Annotated in this window: 18 protein-coding genes; 14 read left to right on the forward strand and 4 right to left on the reverse strand. The window is 69.2% G+C overall.

Annotated elements, in window-relative coordinates:
* Positions 1-8 precede the first annotated feature (8 nt).
* Together coaE and dnaQ are read left to right on the forward strand one after the other, a co-directional pair.
* Entirely contained in the window at positions 9-638 is a 630-nt protein-coding gene (coaE, locus tag J2S75_RS04475) for a dephospho-CoA kinase (protein WP_307018584.1), read from the forward strand.
* The gene (dnaQ, locus tag J2S75_RS04480) at positions 631-1,332 is read left to right on the forward strand and encodes a DNA polymerase III subunit epsilon (protein WP_307018586.1); all 702 of its coding nucleotides are present in this window, start codon (positions 631-633) and stop codon (positions 1,330-1,332) included. Before coaE ends, dnaQ begins: the two co-directional genes overlap by 8 nt.
* A 42-nt stretch (positions 1,333-1,374) precedes the next feature.
* Here the strand turns inward: dnaQ and secB are convergent, their stop codons facing one another.
* Positions 1,375-1,839 (reverse strand): protein-export chaperone SecB, encoded by a 465-nt coding sequence (gene secB / locus J2S75_RS04485; protein ID WP_307018588.1) that lies wholly within the window; start codon positions 1,837-1,839, stop codon positions 1,375-1,377.
* Between the two features lie 426 nt (positions 1,840-2,265).
* On the opposite strand from secB, the gene J2S75_RS04490 reads away from it, so the two are divergent.
* From J2S75_RS04490 to J2S75_RS04505, 4 genes are read left to right on the forward strand one after another with little or no spacing between them, the layout of a single operon-like run.
* Entirely contained in the window at positions 2,266-2,994 is a 729-nt protein-coding gene (locus tag J2S75_RS04490) for a Tim44/TimA family putative adaptor protein (protein WP_307018590.1), read from the forward strand.
* A gap of 12 nt (positions 2,995-3,006) precedes the next feature.
* On the forward strand, positions 3,007-4,266 hold the full coding sequence (gene mltA, locus J2S75_RS04495) for a murein transglycosylase A (protein ID WP_307018592.1): 1,260 nt from the start codon (positions 3,007-3,009) through the stop codon (positions 4,264-4,266).
* Positions 4,266-4,871 (forward strand): Smr/MutS family protein, encoded by a 606-nt coding sequence (locus J2S75_RS04500; protein ID WP_307018594.1) that lies wholly within the window; start codon positions 4,266-4,268, stop codon positions 4,869-4,871. The genes mltA and J2S75_RS04500 overlap by 1 nt, the downstream gene beginning before the upstream one ends.
* Positions 4,868-5,233, forward strand: coding sequence for a helix-turn-helix domain-containing protein (locus J2S75_RS04505; RefSeq protein WP_244380373.1), 366 nt, complete (start codon positions 4,868-4,870; stop codon positions 5,231-5,233). Before J2S75_RS04500 ends, J2S75_RS04505 begins: the two co-directional genes overlap by 4 nt.
* Before the next feature lie 166 nt (positions 5,234-5,399).
* Here the strand turns inward: J2S75_RS04505 and hslU are convergent, their stop codons facing one another.
* The 3 genes from hslU to hslV are packed head-to-tail and all read right to left on the reverse strand — an operon-like array spanning position 5,400 to position 8,340.
* Entirely contained in the window at positions 5,400-6,707 is a 1,308-nt protein-coding gene (hslU, locus tag J2S75_RS04510; protein WP_307018597.1) for an ATP-dependent protease ATPase subunit HslU, read from the reverse strand.
* Positions 6,704-7,798, reverse strand: a complete 1,095-nt coding sequence (locus J2S75_RS04515; RefSeq protein WP_307018600.1) for a hypothetical protein — start codon at positions 7,796-7,798, stop codon at positions 6,704-6,706. The genes hslU and J2S75_RS04515 overlap by 4 nt, the downstream gene beginning before the upstream one ends.
* Positions 7,795-8,340 carry an ATP-dependent protease subunit HslV gene (gene hslV, locus J2S75_RS04520; protein WP_307018602.1) on the reverse strand — a complete coding sequence of 182 codons (546 nt, stop codon included), beginning with the start codon at positions 8,338-8,340 and terminating at the stop codon, positions 7,795-7,797. The genes J2S75_RS04515 and hslV overlap by 4 nt, the downstream gene beginning before the upstream one ends.
* 145 nt (positions 8,341-8,485) lie before the next feature.
* Between hslV and hisB the strand changes: the two genes are divergently transcribed.
* The 8 genes from hisB to J2S75_RS04560 all read left to right on the forward strand — a co-directional run bounded on the left by hisB (position 8,486) and on the right by J2S75_RS04560 (position 13,879).
* Complete coding sequence (hisB, locus tag J2S75_RS04525) at positions 8,486-9,079, forward strand: imidazoleglycerol-phosphate dehydratase HisB (protein ID WP_307018604.1); 594 nt, start codon at positions 8,486-8,488, stop codon at positions 9,077-9,079.
* Positions 9,080-9,100: 21 nt separating this feature from the next.
* The gene (locus J2S75_RS04530) at positions 9,101-9,598 is read left to right on the forward strand and encodes a DUF2628 domain-containing protein (RefSeq protein ID WP_307018606.1); all 498 of its coding nucleotides are present in this window, start codon (positions 9,101-9,103) and stop codon (positions 9,596-9,598) included.
* On the forward strand, positions 9,595-10,257 hold the full coding sequence (gene hisH, locus J2S75_RS04535; RefSeq protein WP_307018609.1) for an imidazole glycerol phosphate synthase subunit HisH: 663 nt from the start codon (positions 9,595-9,597) through the stop codon (positions 10,255-10,257). Before J2S75_RS04530 ends, hisH begins: the two co-directional genes overlap by 4 nt.
* Positions 10,254-10,988, forward strand: a complete 735-nt coding sequence (gene hisA, locus J2S75_RS04540) for a 1-(5-phosphoribosyl)-5-[(5-phosphoribosylamino)methylideneamino]imidazole-4-carboxamide isomerase (RefSeq protein ID WP_307018611.1) — start codon at positions 10,254-10,256, stop codon at positions 10,986-10,988. Before hisH ends, hisA begins: the two co-directional genes overlap by 4 nt.
* A gap of 26 nt (positions 10,989-11,014) precedes the next feature.
* The gene (hisF, locus tag J2S75_RS04545) at positions 11,015-11,812 is read left to right on the forward strand and encodes an imidazole glycerol phosphate synthase subunit HisF (protein ID WP_307019144.1); all 798 of its coding nucleotides are present in this window, start codon (positions 11,015-11,017) and stop codon (positions 11,810-11,812) included.
* Positions 11,812-12,147: a phosphoribosyl-ATP diphosphatase gene (locus tag J2S75_RS04550; RefSeq protein ID WP_307018612.1), complete on the forward strand. Its 336-nt coding sequence runs from the start codon at positions 11,812-11,814 to the stop codon at positions 12,145-12,147. Before hisF ends, J2S75_RS04550 begins: the two co-directional genes overlap by 1 nt.
* Positions 12,148-12,276: 129 nt before the next feature.
* Positions 12,277-13,236: a type I pantothenate kinase gene (gene coaA / locus J2S75_RS04555; protein WP_244380339.1), complete on the forward strand. Its 960-nt coding sequence runs from the start codon at positions 12,277-12,279 to the stop codon at positions 13,234-13,236.
* Position 13,237: 1 nt separating this feature from the next.
* Positions 13,238-13,879 carry an alpha-ketoglutarate-dependent dioxygenase AlkB family protein gene (locus tag J2S75_RS04560; protein WP_307018614.1) on the forward strand — a complete coding sequence of 214 codons (642 nt, stop codon included), beginning with the start codon at positions 13,238-13,240 and terminating at the stop codon, positions 13,877-13,879.
* The last annotated feature ends 30 nt before the right edge of the window (positions 13,880-13,909 follow it).

The following is a 13,909-nucleotide window of genomic DNA, read 5'->3' on the forward strand; positions in this document are numbered from 1 at the left end:
CCGTTCGCGTGAGCGCCCGCCGGCCTTTCCGCCTCGGCCTCACCGGCTCGATCGGCATGGGCAAATCCACCACCGCGCAGATTTTCCGCGAGCTGGGCGTGCCGGTGCACGATGCCGACGCGGCCGTTCACGCGCTTTATGGCGCCGAGGGCGTCGCCCCGGTCGAGGCCGCCTTTCCCGGCGTGACGCAGGGCGGGCGGATCGACCGCGCCCTGCTCGGCGCCCGCGTGCTCGGCGATGACGCGGCGATGAAACGGCTGGAAGCCATCGTCCATCCGCTGGTGCACGCGCGCGAAAAGGCGTTTCTGGAGGCGGCGTCGGCTGCCGGCGCGCCCATTGCCGTGCTCGACATCCCGCTGCTGTTCGAGACCGGCGGCGAGAACCGCGTGGACGCCGTGCTGGTGGTCAGCGCGCCGGAATCGGTGCAGCGCGCCCGGGTTCTGGCCCGGCCGGGCATGACGGAAGAGAAATTTGCCGCGATCCTTGCCCGACAGGTGCCGGATGGCGAAAAGCGGCGGCGGGCCGACCATGTGATCGACACCGGCCACGGGCTCGACCGCGCCCGCGCGGCGGTGGCGGCGCTGCTGGACGAGCTGCGGGCGACGTGCAGCGACGACGAAGGGAAAAGCGATGCGTGAGATCGTGCTCGATACCGAGACCACCGGGCTCAACCCGCTCACCGGCGACCGGCTGGTGGAGATCGGCTGCGTGGAGATCTATAACCGCATCCCGACGGGGCAGGTCTACCATGTCTATCTGAACCCGCAGCGCGACATGCCGGTGGAGGCGTTCAACGTCCACGGCCTCTCGACCGAATTCCTCGCCGACAAGCCGCTTTTCGCGCAGGTGGTAGACGATTTCCTCGCCTTCATCGCCGGCGACCCGCTTGTCATTCACAACGCCGCTTTCGATATCGGCTTCCTCAATGCGGAGCTGGCCAAGGTCGGGCGGCCGGCGCTGACCTTCGACCGCGTGGTCGACACGCTGTCGCTGGCGCGGCGGCGGCATCCAGGTGCGTCGAATCGTCTCGATGACCTGATGAACCGCTACGGCATCGATAGCTCGCGCCGCACCAAGCACGGGGCGCTGCTCGATTCCGAATTGCTGGCGGAAGTCTATGCCGAGCTGTGCGGCGGCAAGCAGACGGCGCTGAGCCTGACCATGGTGGAGACGACGACCACGGTGGTGATCGAGGGGCAGGTGGCGGCGCCGTTGCAGCGCCCGCGCCCGCTGGCGCCGCGCCGGAGCGCGGAAGAGGCGGCGGCGCATGCCGCCTTCATCGCCACGCTGGGCGAAAACGCCATCTGGAACGAGTACACGGCCGGAAGCTGACGCCGCCGGCCGTGTCGAAAACGTCGGATGCGGCAAGCCGCGTCAGGAGGCGAGCACGTTGCTCGGGGCCTGCTGGGCCATGCGCTGGCGATACAGCGTGACGAAATCGACGGGATCGATCATCAGCGGCGGGAAGCCGCCATTGCGCACCGTGTCGGCGACGATCTGCCGCGCGAAGGGGAACAGCATGCGCGGGCATTCGATGAGGATGAAGGGGTGGATGGTTTCCTGCGCCACGTTCTGGGCGCGGAAGATGCCGGCATAGACCAGCTCCAGCGCGAACAGCGTCTTGCCGTTCAGCTCGGCCTTCGCCTCCACCTTCAGCTCGACTTCATATTCCGAGCCGTCGCGCATCGGCTTGGCGCCGACATTGATCTGGATGCCGATCTGCGGCTGGCCCTTGACGACCAGCGATTCCGGCGCGCCCGGATTCTCGAAGGACAGGTCTTTCGTGTACTGCGTCAGCACCTGAAGCGTCGGCATCTGGGCGTTGTCGGTCTCAGCCATAGGTTTCTCCGTGGGGTTCGCCGGCATCCGCCCTCGGGGGCGCCGGCGATGGTGCCGCTGGGTCGGTCGTTCCGCCTCAGCCGGTCTTGCAAAGGGCGGGTGTCGCTAACACGGTTGGGTGCGGCTCACAAGCGCGCGGCACGCTTTGCGCGGCCTCCCGCGGAGGCGGGCGACCACGGCGCTTGGCGGACGCGGCGGCTGTGCTCTACTGTGCGCGAGAATGTCTGGCGATCGCCCTCTGCCGCCGAGCTGTTGCGCCGAAGTGATGACCCAGCGGCAGGGACGGGGTGGCGAAATCGGCCAGACGTCGTAAATAGGTCATGTCAACCGGCCGGCCGGTCCTTGGAAGGCGCCGCGCGGACACCACATGAGGCACAGTCCCGCGCCGGAACGGCTCCGGCGGGGCCAACAGCGGCGAACTGCGACGTGTTCGATATTTATACGATCATCTTCCTGGCCCTCGCCGTGTTCATCTTCATACGGCTGCGGAGCGTGCTGGGGCAGCGGACGGGGCGGGAGCGGCCGCCTTACGACCCCTATTCGCGCCGCGATGCCGCCAAGGCCCCGGCCGGCGCCTCCGACAAGGTGGTGAACTTCCCCGGTACCGCCGCCGACAAGCCGGCCGTGCCCGCACCGGTGGAGCCGGTGGACGAGGCCGAGCCCGCCCCGGCGCGCTGGGCCGGCATCGCCGAGGTCGGCTCGGCCGTGGCCAATGGGCTCGACGCCATCGCCGCGCAGGAGCGCGAGTTCGACGCCAAGCACTTCCTCACCGGCGCCCGCGCGGCTTACGAGATGATCATCGTCGCCTTCGCCAATGGCGACCGCGCGAGCCTGAAGGATCTTCTGGCGCGCGACGTGTTCGACGGTTTCAGCGCCGCCATCGCCGAGCGCGAGCAGCGCGGCGAAAAGATGGAAACGCAGTTCGTCGGCATCGAGAAGGCGGACATCATCGAAGCCGAGGCGCGCGGACGCAGCGCGCAGATCACCGTGCGCTTCCTCTCGCAGCTGATCTCCGTCACCCGCGACCGCAATGGCGGCGTGGTGGACGGCGATCCCGAACAGGTCGCCGACGTGACCGATGTGTGGACCTTCGCGCGCGAACTCGGCGCCCGCGACCCCAACTGGAAGCTGGTCGCCACCGAAGCGGCTTCGTGAGAAGATGACGGGGTGCGCACGCCTCTCATCCTATCGGCCCTTCTCCTCGTTCTGACCGTCGCCCTCGCCGGCGGGGGCAGCGATGCGCATGCCGCCCCGGCCCCGCTGTTTCCTCAGGCGGTGCTGGAGCCGACGCGCTTTTCCGCCCTCCCCGGCTGGGCGGGCGATGACCATTTGAAGGCTCTCGCCACCTTCCGCCGCAGCTGCGCGGTGCTTGCGCGCAAGCCGGACCTCGTAAATCCGCCCCGCCGCGTCTTCACCGCCTTGCGTCCGATCTGCGCCCGTGCGGCGCGGCTGCCGAAGCGGCCGGGCGAGGCGGCGGCGCGAAAATTCTTCGAGCGCGAATTCCGCCCCTACACCATCACCGCGCTGGACAAGCCGGACGGCTTCCTCACCGGCTATTACGAACCGGAAGTCGAGGGCTCCCGCACCCGCTCCGATGTGTTCGCCACACCGCTCTATGCCCGGCCGCGCGACCTCATCATCGAGACCCCGCCCGGTGGCGGGCCGCCGACCAACAAGAGCGGCGCCTTTCGCGAGGTGGATGGCCAGCGCCTGCCCTATTTCGATCGCGCCGCCATTGAGGACGGGGCGCTGGGCGGCCGGGCGGAGGTGGTGGCGTGGATCCGCGATCCCGCCGACGCCTTCTTCGCCCATATTCAGGGATCGGTACGGGTGCGCCTGCCCGATGGCGAGGTGCTGCGGCTCAATTATGACGGCCATAACGGCCAGCCCTACACGCCGATCGGCCGGCTGCTGATCGAACGCGGGCTGGTGCCGCGCGAAAAGATGTCGATGGACGCCATTCGTGGCTATATCGCCGCCCATCCCGACGAAGGGCGTGACTTGATGCGGCAGAACCGTTCCTATGTCTTTTTCCGCATCGCCCGCGAACTGACCGCCGAGGACGGCGCCGTGGGCGCGCAGGGCCTGCCGCTCACCGCCGGCCGTTCGCTCGCCGTCGACAAGGCGATCCATGTCTACGGCACGCCCATTTTCCTCGACGCCGAGCTGCCGACCGGGCCCGACGGCGCGAGCCAGCCCTTCGAGCGGCTGATGATCGCGCAGGACACCGGATCGGCCATTATCGGCCCGGCGCGCGGCGACATCTTCTTCGGCGCGGGGCGTGAGGCGGGCACCATCGCCGGCCGGGTGCAGCATCCCGGCCGCTTCATTGTGCTGCTGCCGCGCGCGCTCGATCCCGCCCGCGCCCGCGTGCCGCTGCCGAGACCCCGTCCCGCGATCCCCGCTGCCCTGTCGGAGACCCGGTGATGGCGGGCAGCGATTCAGCCGGGCGCACCCGCCGCCGTCGGCCGCTCGACGCCGAGGAAAAGGCGCTGTGGGAGCATGTGACCCGCTCGATCAAGCCGATCCGCCCGGTGAAGCGCGCCGCCCTCGCCAAGGCGGAAACGAGCGGCATGGTCGAAGCGCCGCCCGAGGCCGCCGTGGCGGCGGCCAAGCCGGCCAAGGCCGTGCCCGTCATCGCCAAGGCGCCGCCGAAGCCCCCCGCCCCGCCGCCGCTCGCCCCGCTGGAGCCGAAGCTGCGGCGCCGGCTGTCGCGCGGGGCGGAGGTGGATGCGCGGCTCGACCTGCACGGCATGACCCAGGCCGCGGCGCATGGGAGGCTGATCGGCTTTCTGCGCGCCGCCCAGGGCGAGGGCCATGGGCTGGTGCTTGTCATAACAGGCAAGGGCGAGGCGATGAGCATGCTGGCCGGCGAAGGCGGGCGCGGGGTGCTGCGCCGGCTGGTGCCGCAATGGCTCGGCGCGCCGGAGCTGCGCACCATCGTGCTCGGGTTTGAGACCGCCGGGCGCGGCCATGGCGGGGAGGGCGCGCTCTATGTACGGGTGCGCCGCCTGCGCGGAGGCCGGCCGTGACGCCCTTCGGCCGCCGCTTGCGTGAACTGCGCGCCGAGCGCGGGGTGACGCTCAGCCAGATGGCGGAGGCGATCGGCGTGTCCGCCGCCTATCTCTCGGCGCTGGAACATGGCAAGCGCGGCCAGCCGACCTGGCTGATGCTCCAGCGCATCATCGCCTATTTCAACGTGATCTGGGACGAGGCCGAGGCGCTGCAGGCGCTGGCGGAGCTTTCCGATCCGCGCGTGGTGGTGGACACGTCCGGCCTTTCGCCGGAGGCCACCGAACTGGCCAATCTTCTCGCCCGCGAGATCGCCACCCTGCCGCCGGAGGCGGTGGCGGAACTGCTTGGCCGGCTCAAGATATTGGGGCGACCGGGGTAGCGCGAAAGCCGCCGCCGTCGGTCATCCCGGCCGAAGGCGAAGCCGCAGAGCCGGGATCGTCTGCGCGATCGAGCGATCCCGGATCGGGCTGCGCCCGTCCGGGATGACGCGCGCGCCCGTTTCACGTGAAACGCTGAGTCGGCTCAGCACTCGTTCCGGGGCCGAATCAGAGGATGTAGCGGCTGAGGTCGGTATTGCCGGCGAGGTCGGCGACGCGGGAGCGGACATAGTCGCCATCCACCACCACCCGGTCGCCCGCGCGGTCCGGCGCGGTGAAGGACAGATCGTCCAGCACCCGCTCGATCACCGTCTGCAGCCGCCGGGCGCCGATATTCTCCACCGAGGCATTCACCTGCACGGCGATGTCGGCGATGGCCGCCACCGCTTCCTCGGTGATGACGAGCTCGACCCCTTCCGTGCCCATCAGCGCCACCGACTGCTTGACGAGGCTCGCCTCGGTCTCGGTGAGGATGCGGGTGAAGTCTTCCCGCGTCAGCGCTTCCAGCTCGACCCGGATCGGCAGCCGGCCCTGAAGCTCGGGCAGCAGGTCCGAGGGCTTGGAGACGTGGAAGGCGCCGGAGGCGATGAACAGGATGTGGTCGGTCTTCACCGCGCCGTGCTTGGTGGAGACGGTCGTGCCCTCGATCAGCGGCAGCAGGTCGCGCTGCACGCCCTCGCGCGAGACATCGGCGCCGCCGCGCCGCTCCGAGCCGGCGATCTTGTCGATCTCGTCGAGAAAGACGATGCCGTTTTCCTCCACCGAGCGGATGGCTTCCTGCACGATGGCGTCCTGGTCGATCAGCTTGTCGGCCTCTTCCGAGAGCAGCAGCGGATGGGCGTCCTTCACCGTCACCCGGCGCGGCTTGGAGCGGCCGCCAAAGGCCTTGCCCAGCATGTCGCCGATGGAGACCGCGCCCATCTGCGCGCCGGGCATGCCGGGAATTTCGAACATCGGCAGGCCCTGATTGCCCGAGGCGATCTCGATCTCGATCTCCTTGTCGTCCATCAGCCCGTCGCGCAGCTTCTTGCGGAAGCTCTCGCGGGTGCCGGCCGAGGCGGTGGCGCCGACCAGCGCGTCGAGCACCCGTTCCTCGGCGGCGAGATGCGCCTTGGCCTCGACGCCCTTGCGGCGCACCTCGCGCACCAGGCCGATGCCGATTTCGACGAGATCGCGGATGATCTGTTCGACATCGCGCCCGACATAGCCGACCTCGGTGAACTTGGTCGCCTCGACCTTGAGGAAGGGCGCGCCGGCGAGCTTGGCGAGGCGGCGGGAGATTTCCGTCTTGCCGACGCCGGTGGGGCCGATCATCAAAATGTTCTTCGGCAGCACTTCCTCGCGCAGCTGCCCTTCCAGCTGCTGGCGGCGCCAGCGGTTGCGCAGCGCGATGGCGACCGCGCGCTTGGCCTTGTGCTGGCCGACAATGTAGCGGTCGAGCTCGGAGACGATTTCGCGGGGCGAGAAGCTGGTCATGACGATGAGGCGATCCGCGTCGAGAGATGAACAGGGGGGCGGGGCAGGCGCTGCGCCAACCCGGCCGGCAGGAGCGCGAGCACGCCCCGACGCAGCGGGTGCCAGAGCGCGCTCAGCAAGAGGATCAGGGCGCCGAGCACCAACAGGCTCAGCGGCGTCGAGCTATCGGCGAAGCCGCTCACCTCGATGAGCGAGGCGAAGGCGAAGCCGGCATAGGCGAGGCCGGAGACCAGAAGCGCGCGGCGGTCGATCAGAATGGCGACCACGCCGAGCACGGCGAACACTGCCAGCACCGGCAGCGCGCTGGTCTCGCCGGGCGTGCCGTCCGGCCAGATGAAGCCGTGGATGAGCGGATGCACGATCAGCGGCGCCGCCAGCAGATGCAGCCAGAAAGCGATGTCGGTGCGCCGCGTCAGCCGCTGCGGATCGCTGATGTCGAAACGCATGGCGAGGGCGAAGACGCCGAGGCCGCAGACCATCAGCACCGGATTGATCGCGGCCTCGATGCCGCCGGGCGCCACGGCCGCGACCAGGCCGACCACGATCGCGACCAGCGCGGCGGCGCCGGCGGCGATGGTGATCGGCACCCGGAAGCGCCAGTAATGCAGCGTCGCGGCCGCCAGCGTCGCCAGACCGGCGAGCGCCAGGGTCACGGGTTGCTCGCTCAGCGACAGGACGCTCGGGAACAGAGGCACGGTGCTGCCCAGCGCGGCCGACGCCGCCACGAACACCGAGGCGCAGAACACCACGAGCAGCACGATGCTGGGCAGCGCCATGCGCTGCACGCGGGTGAAGAATTCCGCCAGCAGCCAGCTGGCCGCGGCGATCGCGGCCCACATGCCGGCGGGGCCGAGCGCCGCGCTGAAATAGCCCAGCGCGCCGAGAAACAGCGCGAGGCCGATGGTGACGAAGATGTCGCCGAAGCCGGTGACGAGGCGCAGCCGCTCGTCATCCTCCGGCGGCGGCAGGATGGCGTCGGTGCTGGCGCCCGATGCCAGCTCGGCCTCCAGGGCGCGCAGGCGCTCGGCCTGCTCGGGCGAGATGATGCCGCGCTCGGTCGCGATGAGAACGGTCTGCTGCGAAAGGGTCACCCGATCGTCTCCACCACCACATTATGGTTGGTGTAGATGCAGATATCGGCGGCGATGGCGAGACTCTTGCGCACGATGGCCTCGGCGTCCTTGCCGCTGTCGGCGAGTGCGCGGGCCGCCGCCAGCGCGAAGCCGCCGCCCGAGCCGATGGCCGCGATGCCGTTCTCCGGCTCCAGCACGTCGCCGGTGCCGGTGAGCACCAGCGTCACCTGGGCATCGGCGACGATCATCATCGCCTCCAGCCGGCGCAGATAGCGGTCGGTGCGCCAGTCCTTGGCGAGCTCGACGCAGGCGCGCTGCAGCTGGCCCGGATACTGCTCCAGCTTGGCTTCCAGCCGCTCGAACAGGGTGAAGGCGTCCGCCGTGGCGCCGGCGAAGCCGCCGATCACGTCGCCCTTGCCGAGCCGGCGCACCTTGCGGGCGTTCGACTTCATCACCGTGTTGCCGAGCGTCACCTGCCCGTCGCCGCCAATGGCGACGCGCCCGTCCGCGCGGACGGAGACGATGGTGGTGCCGTAGATCGTGTCGGGGGAATGGGTCATGAAGGGCTCCGCTCGAAGCCCCTTACTTAAGGCCTCAATGCGCGGGCGCAACTCGCCGCGCCCGCAGCCTCCGCTGTCATGCGTGCATATGGCATAGCAACCGCATAGCTGCTAAGAGGCGCGCTCTTTCCGGGAGCCCTTTGCTATGCGCACGGCCAGCATCACCCGCGCCACCAAGGAAACGCAGATCCGCCTCTCCGTCGATCTCGACGGCACGGGGAAGGCGACCATCGCGACCGGGGTGGGCTTTTTCGACCATATGCTGGACCTTCTCGCCCGCCATTCGCGCATCGACATGGAGATCGAGGCCAAGGGCGACCTGCATATCGATTTCCACCACACGGTGGAGGATGTCGGCATCGCGCTCGGCCAGGCGGTGAAGGCGGCGCTGGGCGACATGCGCGGCGTCACCCGCTATGCCAGCCTCCACCTGCCGATGGACGAGACGCTGACCCGCGTCGCGCTCGACATTTCCGGCCGGCCCTTTCTCGTGTTCCGCACCGAGTTCGCGGTGGCGAAGATCGGCGCGTTCGACACCGAGCTGGTGCGCGAGTTCTTCCAGGCCTTCGCCATCAATGCCGGTCTGACCCTGCATGTGGAGACTCTCTATGGCGCCAATGCGCACCATATAGCCGAGAGCTGCTTCAAGGGTCTGGCCCGCGCGCTGCGCGCGGCGGTGGCGATCGATCCGGCGGCGGCGGGGGAAATTCCCTCCACCAAGGGCAGCCTTGGCGGCTGACGGGGCAGGAACGGGCACGGCATGGCGGTCTGGACGGTTTTCGAACCCGAGGAGGCGGAGACGCGGCGCAGCACCCAGCAATGGGCGGACGGCTTCGTCTTCGTGCCCGAACGCCTGTCCTGGAGCGCGCTGCCCGTCGCGCCGCTGGTGCTGCTGCGCCACCGCCTGTGGCTGGCTTTCGTCGGCTATGCGCTGCTGCAGGCGGCGGTGATCCTCGCCGTCAGCGTGCTCGACCTGCCCGACCGTGCGCTGGTGCTGCTGCTCGTCGGCAATATCGCCGTCGCCGTGGGCCTGCCGGGTCTGCGGCGGTCTAAGCTGCTCACCCAGGGCTATGAGGAGGCGGGCTGCGTGGTGGCGCATACGCTGGAAGCCGCCGAACAGCGCTATTTCGACGCCCGGCTCGGCGACGTGGCCACGCCGCGTCCTTTCCTGCCGCCGATGGGCGGCGCCCGTGTCCCTGCCGGGGCGCGGCCGGCCGAAGCCGGCGTGCTCGGCCTGTTTCCGGAGGCGACAAGATGACCCCGCCTGCCCCCGTCGCTTTGATCGACTACGGTTCCGGCAATCTGCATTCCGCCGGCAAGGCGCTGGAGCGCGCCGCGCGCGAGGGCGGCAGCGGCAAGGCCGTGCTGGTGACGGCCGACCCCGACGTGGTGCGCCGCGCCGATCGTATCGTGTTGCCCGGGGTGGGCGCCTATGCCGACTGCCGGCGCGGGCTCGACGCCGTGCCCGGCATGGTGGAGGCGCTGACCGAGGCGGTGATGGAACGGGGCCGGCCGTTTCTCGGCATCTGCGTCGGGCTGCAATTGATGGCGACGCGCGGGCTGGAACATGGCGACACTGCCGGGCTCGGCTGGATCGACGGCGAGGTGGTGAAGATCGAGCCGGCCGATCCGACGCTGAAGATCCCGCATATGGGCTGGAATTCGCTCGACGTGGCGCGCCCGCACCCGCTGCTGGCCGGCATTCCCACCGGCGAGGGCGGGCTCGACGCCTATTTCGTCCATTCCTATCACCTCAACGCCGCGCGTGCGGGCGATGTGATCGCGACCACTTCTTATGGCGGTGCCGTCACCGCCATGGTCGGCCGCGACAACCTCGCCGGAACGCAGTTCCATCCCGAGAAGAGCCAGCGCCTCGGCCTCGCCCTTCTCGCCAATTTCCTGAAGTGGGCGCCGTGATCCTCTTTCCCGCCATCGATCTCAAGGAAGGCAAGTGCGTGCGCCTGCAGCAGGGCGACATGGCACGCGCCACCATCTTCAACCACGACCCCGCCCAGCAGGCGGCGCAGTTCGAGGCCCAGGGTTTCCGCTATCTGCACATTGTCGATCTCGACGGTGCCTTTGCCGGCGCGCCGGTGAACGCGGCGCCGGTGGAGCGCATTCTCGAAGCCGTCACCATGCCGGTGCAGCTCGGCGGCGGCATTCGCGACATTGGCCGGGTCGAGGACTGGCTGGAAAAGGGCATCACCCGCGTCATCCTCGGCACGGCGGCGGTGCGCGACCCCGCCTTCGTCAGGCAAGCGGCGCGCCGTTTTCCCGGCCGCGTGGCGGTGGGGCTCGACGCCAAGGACGGGCGCGTGGCGGTGGAAGGCTGGGCCGAGACCTCGGACCTCACCGCGCTGGAACTGGCGCAGCGCTTCGAGGATGCCGGCGTGGCCGCCATCATCTACACCGACATTGCCCGCGACGGGCTGCTGAAGGGCCTCAATATGGAGGCCACCATCGCGCTGGCGGAGGCGATCTCCATTCCGGTCATCGCCTCGGGCGGGCTCGCCTCGCTCGACGACGTGAAGGCGCTGATGGAGCCGCGCGCCGCGAAGCTGGAAGGCGCCATCACCGGAAGGGCGCTCTATGATGGCCGGCTCGATCCGCGCGCCGCGCTGGCGCTGGTGGCGGGGCGGACGGCATGAGCGACGCAGCCGCCCGGGGGGATTCCATGCTGAAGGTCCGCGTCATCCCCTGCCTCGACGTCAAGGACGGCCGGGTCGTCAAGGGCGTGAAATTCGTCGATCTGCGCGACGCCGGCGATCCCGTGGAGGCGGCCAAGGCCTATGACGCCGCCGGCGCCGACGAACTCTGCTTTCTCGACATCACCGCCAGCGTCGAGGCGCGCAGCACGCTGATCGATGTGGTGAGCCGCACCGCCGAACAGTGCTTCATGCCGCTCACCGTCGGTGGCGGCGTGCGCACGGTGGAGGACATCCGCGCGCTGCTCAACGCCGGCGCCGACAAGGTGTCGATCAACACGGCGGCGGTGAACCGGCGGGACTTCGTGCGCGAGGCGGCGGAAAAGTTCGGCGAGCAGTGCATCGTCGTCGCCATCGACGCCAAGAAGGTCTCTGCCGAGGGCGAGCCTGATCGCTGGGAAATCTTCACCCATGGCGGGCGCAACCGCACCGGCATCGACGCCGTGGAGTATGCCAGGGAAGTCGTCGCGCTCGGGGCCGGCGAAATCCTGCTCACCTCCATGGACCGCGACGGCACCGGCGAAGGCTTCGACCTGAAGCTGACCCGCGCGATTTCCGATGCGGTGACGGTGCCGGTGATCGCGTCCGGCGGCGTCGGCACGCTCGATCACCTCGTCGACGGCATTCGCGAGGGCGGGGCCTCGGCGGTGCTGGCGGCCTCGATCTTCCATTTCGGCACCTTCACCATCGGCGCCGCCAAGGAAGCCCTGGCGCAAGCCGGCCTCCCCGTCCGGCGCGGCGGTGGCGACAGCGCGGAGACGGCCTGATGACCGACACACCCACCCGCGTCACCCTCGAAGAACTGGCCGCCATCGTCGCCCGGCGTGCTGCGGCCGAGGGCGAGCCGTCCTACACCCGCACCCTGCTCGCCAAGGGCGTCGCCAAATGCGCGCAGAAGCTGGGCGAGGAAGCGGTGGAGACGGCGCTCGCCGCCGTCGGCACCGATACGAAAGCGGTCATTTCCGAAAGCGCCGATCTTCTCTACCATCTTGCCGTGCTGCTTCAGGCGCGCGGCGTGTCGCTGGATGACGTGTATGCGGAGCTCGGCCGCCGGACGAACCAGTCCGGCCTGGAGGAAAAGGCGTCCCGCCCCAAGGGCTGAGGGCGCCATCCCCTTGTTCCCGACGGCCGTTCTCCGGCCGGCGGCCAGTATCCTGCCTTCAACTAAGGTGGTATACGGTCGACCAACGCCCGGCGCTTTGAATGTCCGGGCGAGCCGGGAAACGCTACCATGGACCTGAAGCTCGACGGGGCGGTGCTGTCGCCTTTCCGTCAATTCAGCCGCGCCGAATGGGCGGCTTTGCGCGCCGACACGCCCCAACCCTTGAAGCCGGACGAGATCCAGCGGCTGCAGGGTCTCAATGACCGGCTGTCGCTTCCCGAGATCGAGGAAATCTACCTGCCACTGTCGCGCCTGCTCTCGATCTATGTCGGGGCGACGCAGAAACTGTTCCGGCAGATGCAGAAATTCCTCGGCCCCGAGCAGAACGGCAAGATGCCCTATATCATCGGCGTCGCCGGCTCGGTGGCGGTCGGCAAGTCCACCACCGCCCGCGTGCTGCAGGCGCTGCTGGCGCGCTGGCCGAACACGCCGAAGGTGGCGCTGGTGACCACGGACGGCTTCCTGCTGCCCAATGCCATTCTGGAACAGGAAGGGCTGATGGGGCGCAAGGGCTTCCCGGAAAGCTACGACCTGCCGGCGCTGCTGCACTTCCTCACCGACATCAAGGCCGGCCGCCGGCCGGTGCGGGCGCCGCTCTACAGCCATTTCGACTATGACGTGACGCCCAATGCGGCGATCGAGGTCGATCAGCCCGATATTCTCATCGTCGAGGGGCTGAATGTGCTGCAGACCAGCCGCCCGCCCAAGGATGGCAAGGGCATTCCCTTCGTCTCCGACTTCTTCGACTTCAAGGTCTATATCGACGCCGACGAGACCATTCTGGAGCGCTGGTATGTCGAGCGCTTCATGCGGCTGCGCGAAACCGCCTTCCGCGATCCCAAAGCCTATTTCCACCGCTATTCCAGCCTCACAGGCGCGGAGGCGGACGCCACCGCCCGCGCCATCTGGCGCTCGATCAACCTCGTGAACCTGCGCGAGAACATCCTGCCCACCCGCCAGCGCGCCGACCTCATCCTGCGCAAGGGCGGCGACCACGAGGTCGAGGCGGTGGCGCTGAGGAAGCTCTGACGTGACGGCGGCGGTCGACATCGTGCCCGGCTGCCGCTACTGGCCGGGCTGGCTCGACCGGCAGGGGCAGGAAGCGCTGGCGGAGGAGCTGCGCGCCGTCCTCGCTGCGGCGCCGCTGTTCACCCCGCTCATGCCGCGCACGGGCAAGGCTTTCTCCGTCCGCATGTCCAATTGCGGGCCGCTCGGCTGGGTGTCGGACGTGTCGGGCTATCGCTACCAGCCGACCCATCCCGAGACCGGCCAGCCCTGGCCGCCCTTCCCGCCTGTGCTGATCCGCGCCTGGGACGCGCTGGCGGGCGTCGATCTGGCACCCGAGGCCTGCCTCATCAACTGGTATGGGCCTGAGGCGCGAATGGGGCTGCATCAGGACCGCGACGAGGAGGAGTTTTCCGCTCCGGTTCTCTCGCTGTCGCTCGGCGACACCGCGCTGTTCCGCATCGGCGGCACGGCGCGCAGCGATGCCACCCGTTCGCTCCGCCTCGCCTCGGGCGACGCGCTGCTGCTGGCAGGGCCGGCGCGGCTGGCCTTTCACGGCATTGACCGCATCTATCCCGGCACCTCGACGCTTTTGAAGCAGCCGGGGCGCATCAATCTGACGTTACGGCGGGTACACAGGGCGGGCACGAGCGAAATTCGGCCTTGATGAATGCGCAGAAAGGGCGAAGTTACAGCC

The organism is Ancylobacter polymorphus (genome assembly GCF_030813495.1).
Lineage (GTDB): Bacteria > Pseudomonadota > Alphaproteobacteria > Rhizobiales > Xanthobacteraceae > Ancylobacter > Ancylobacter polymorphus.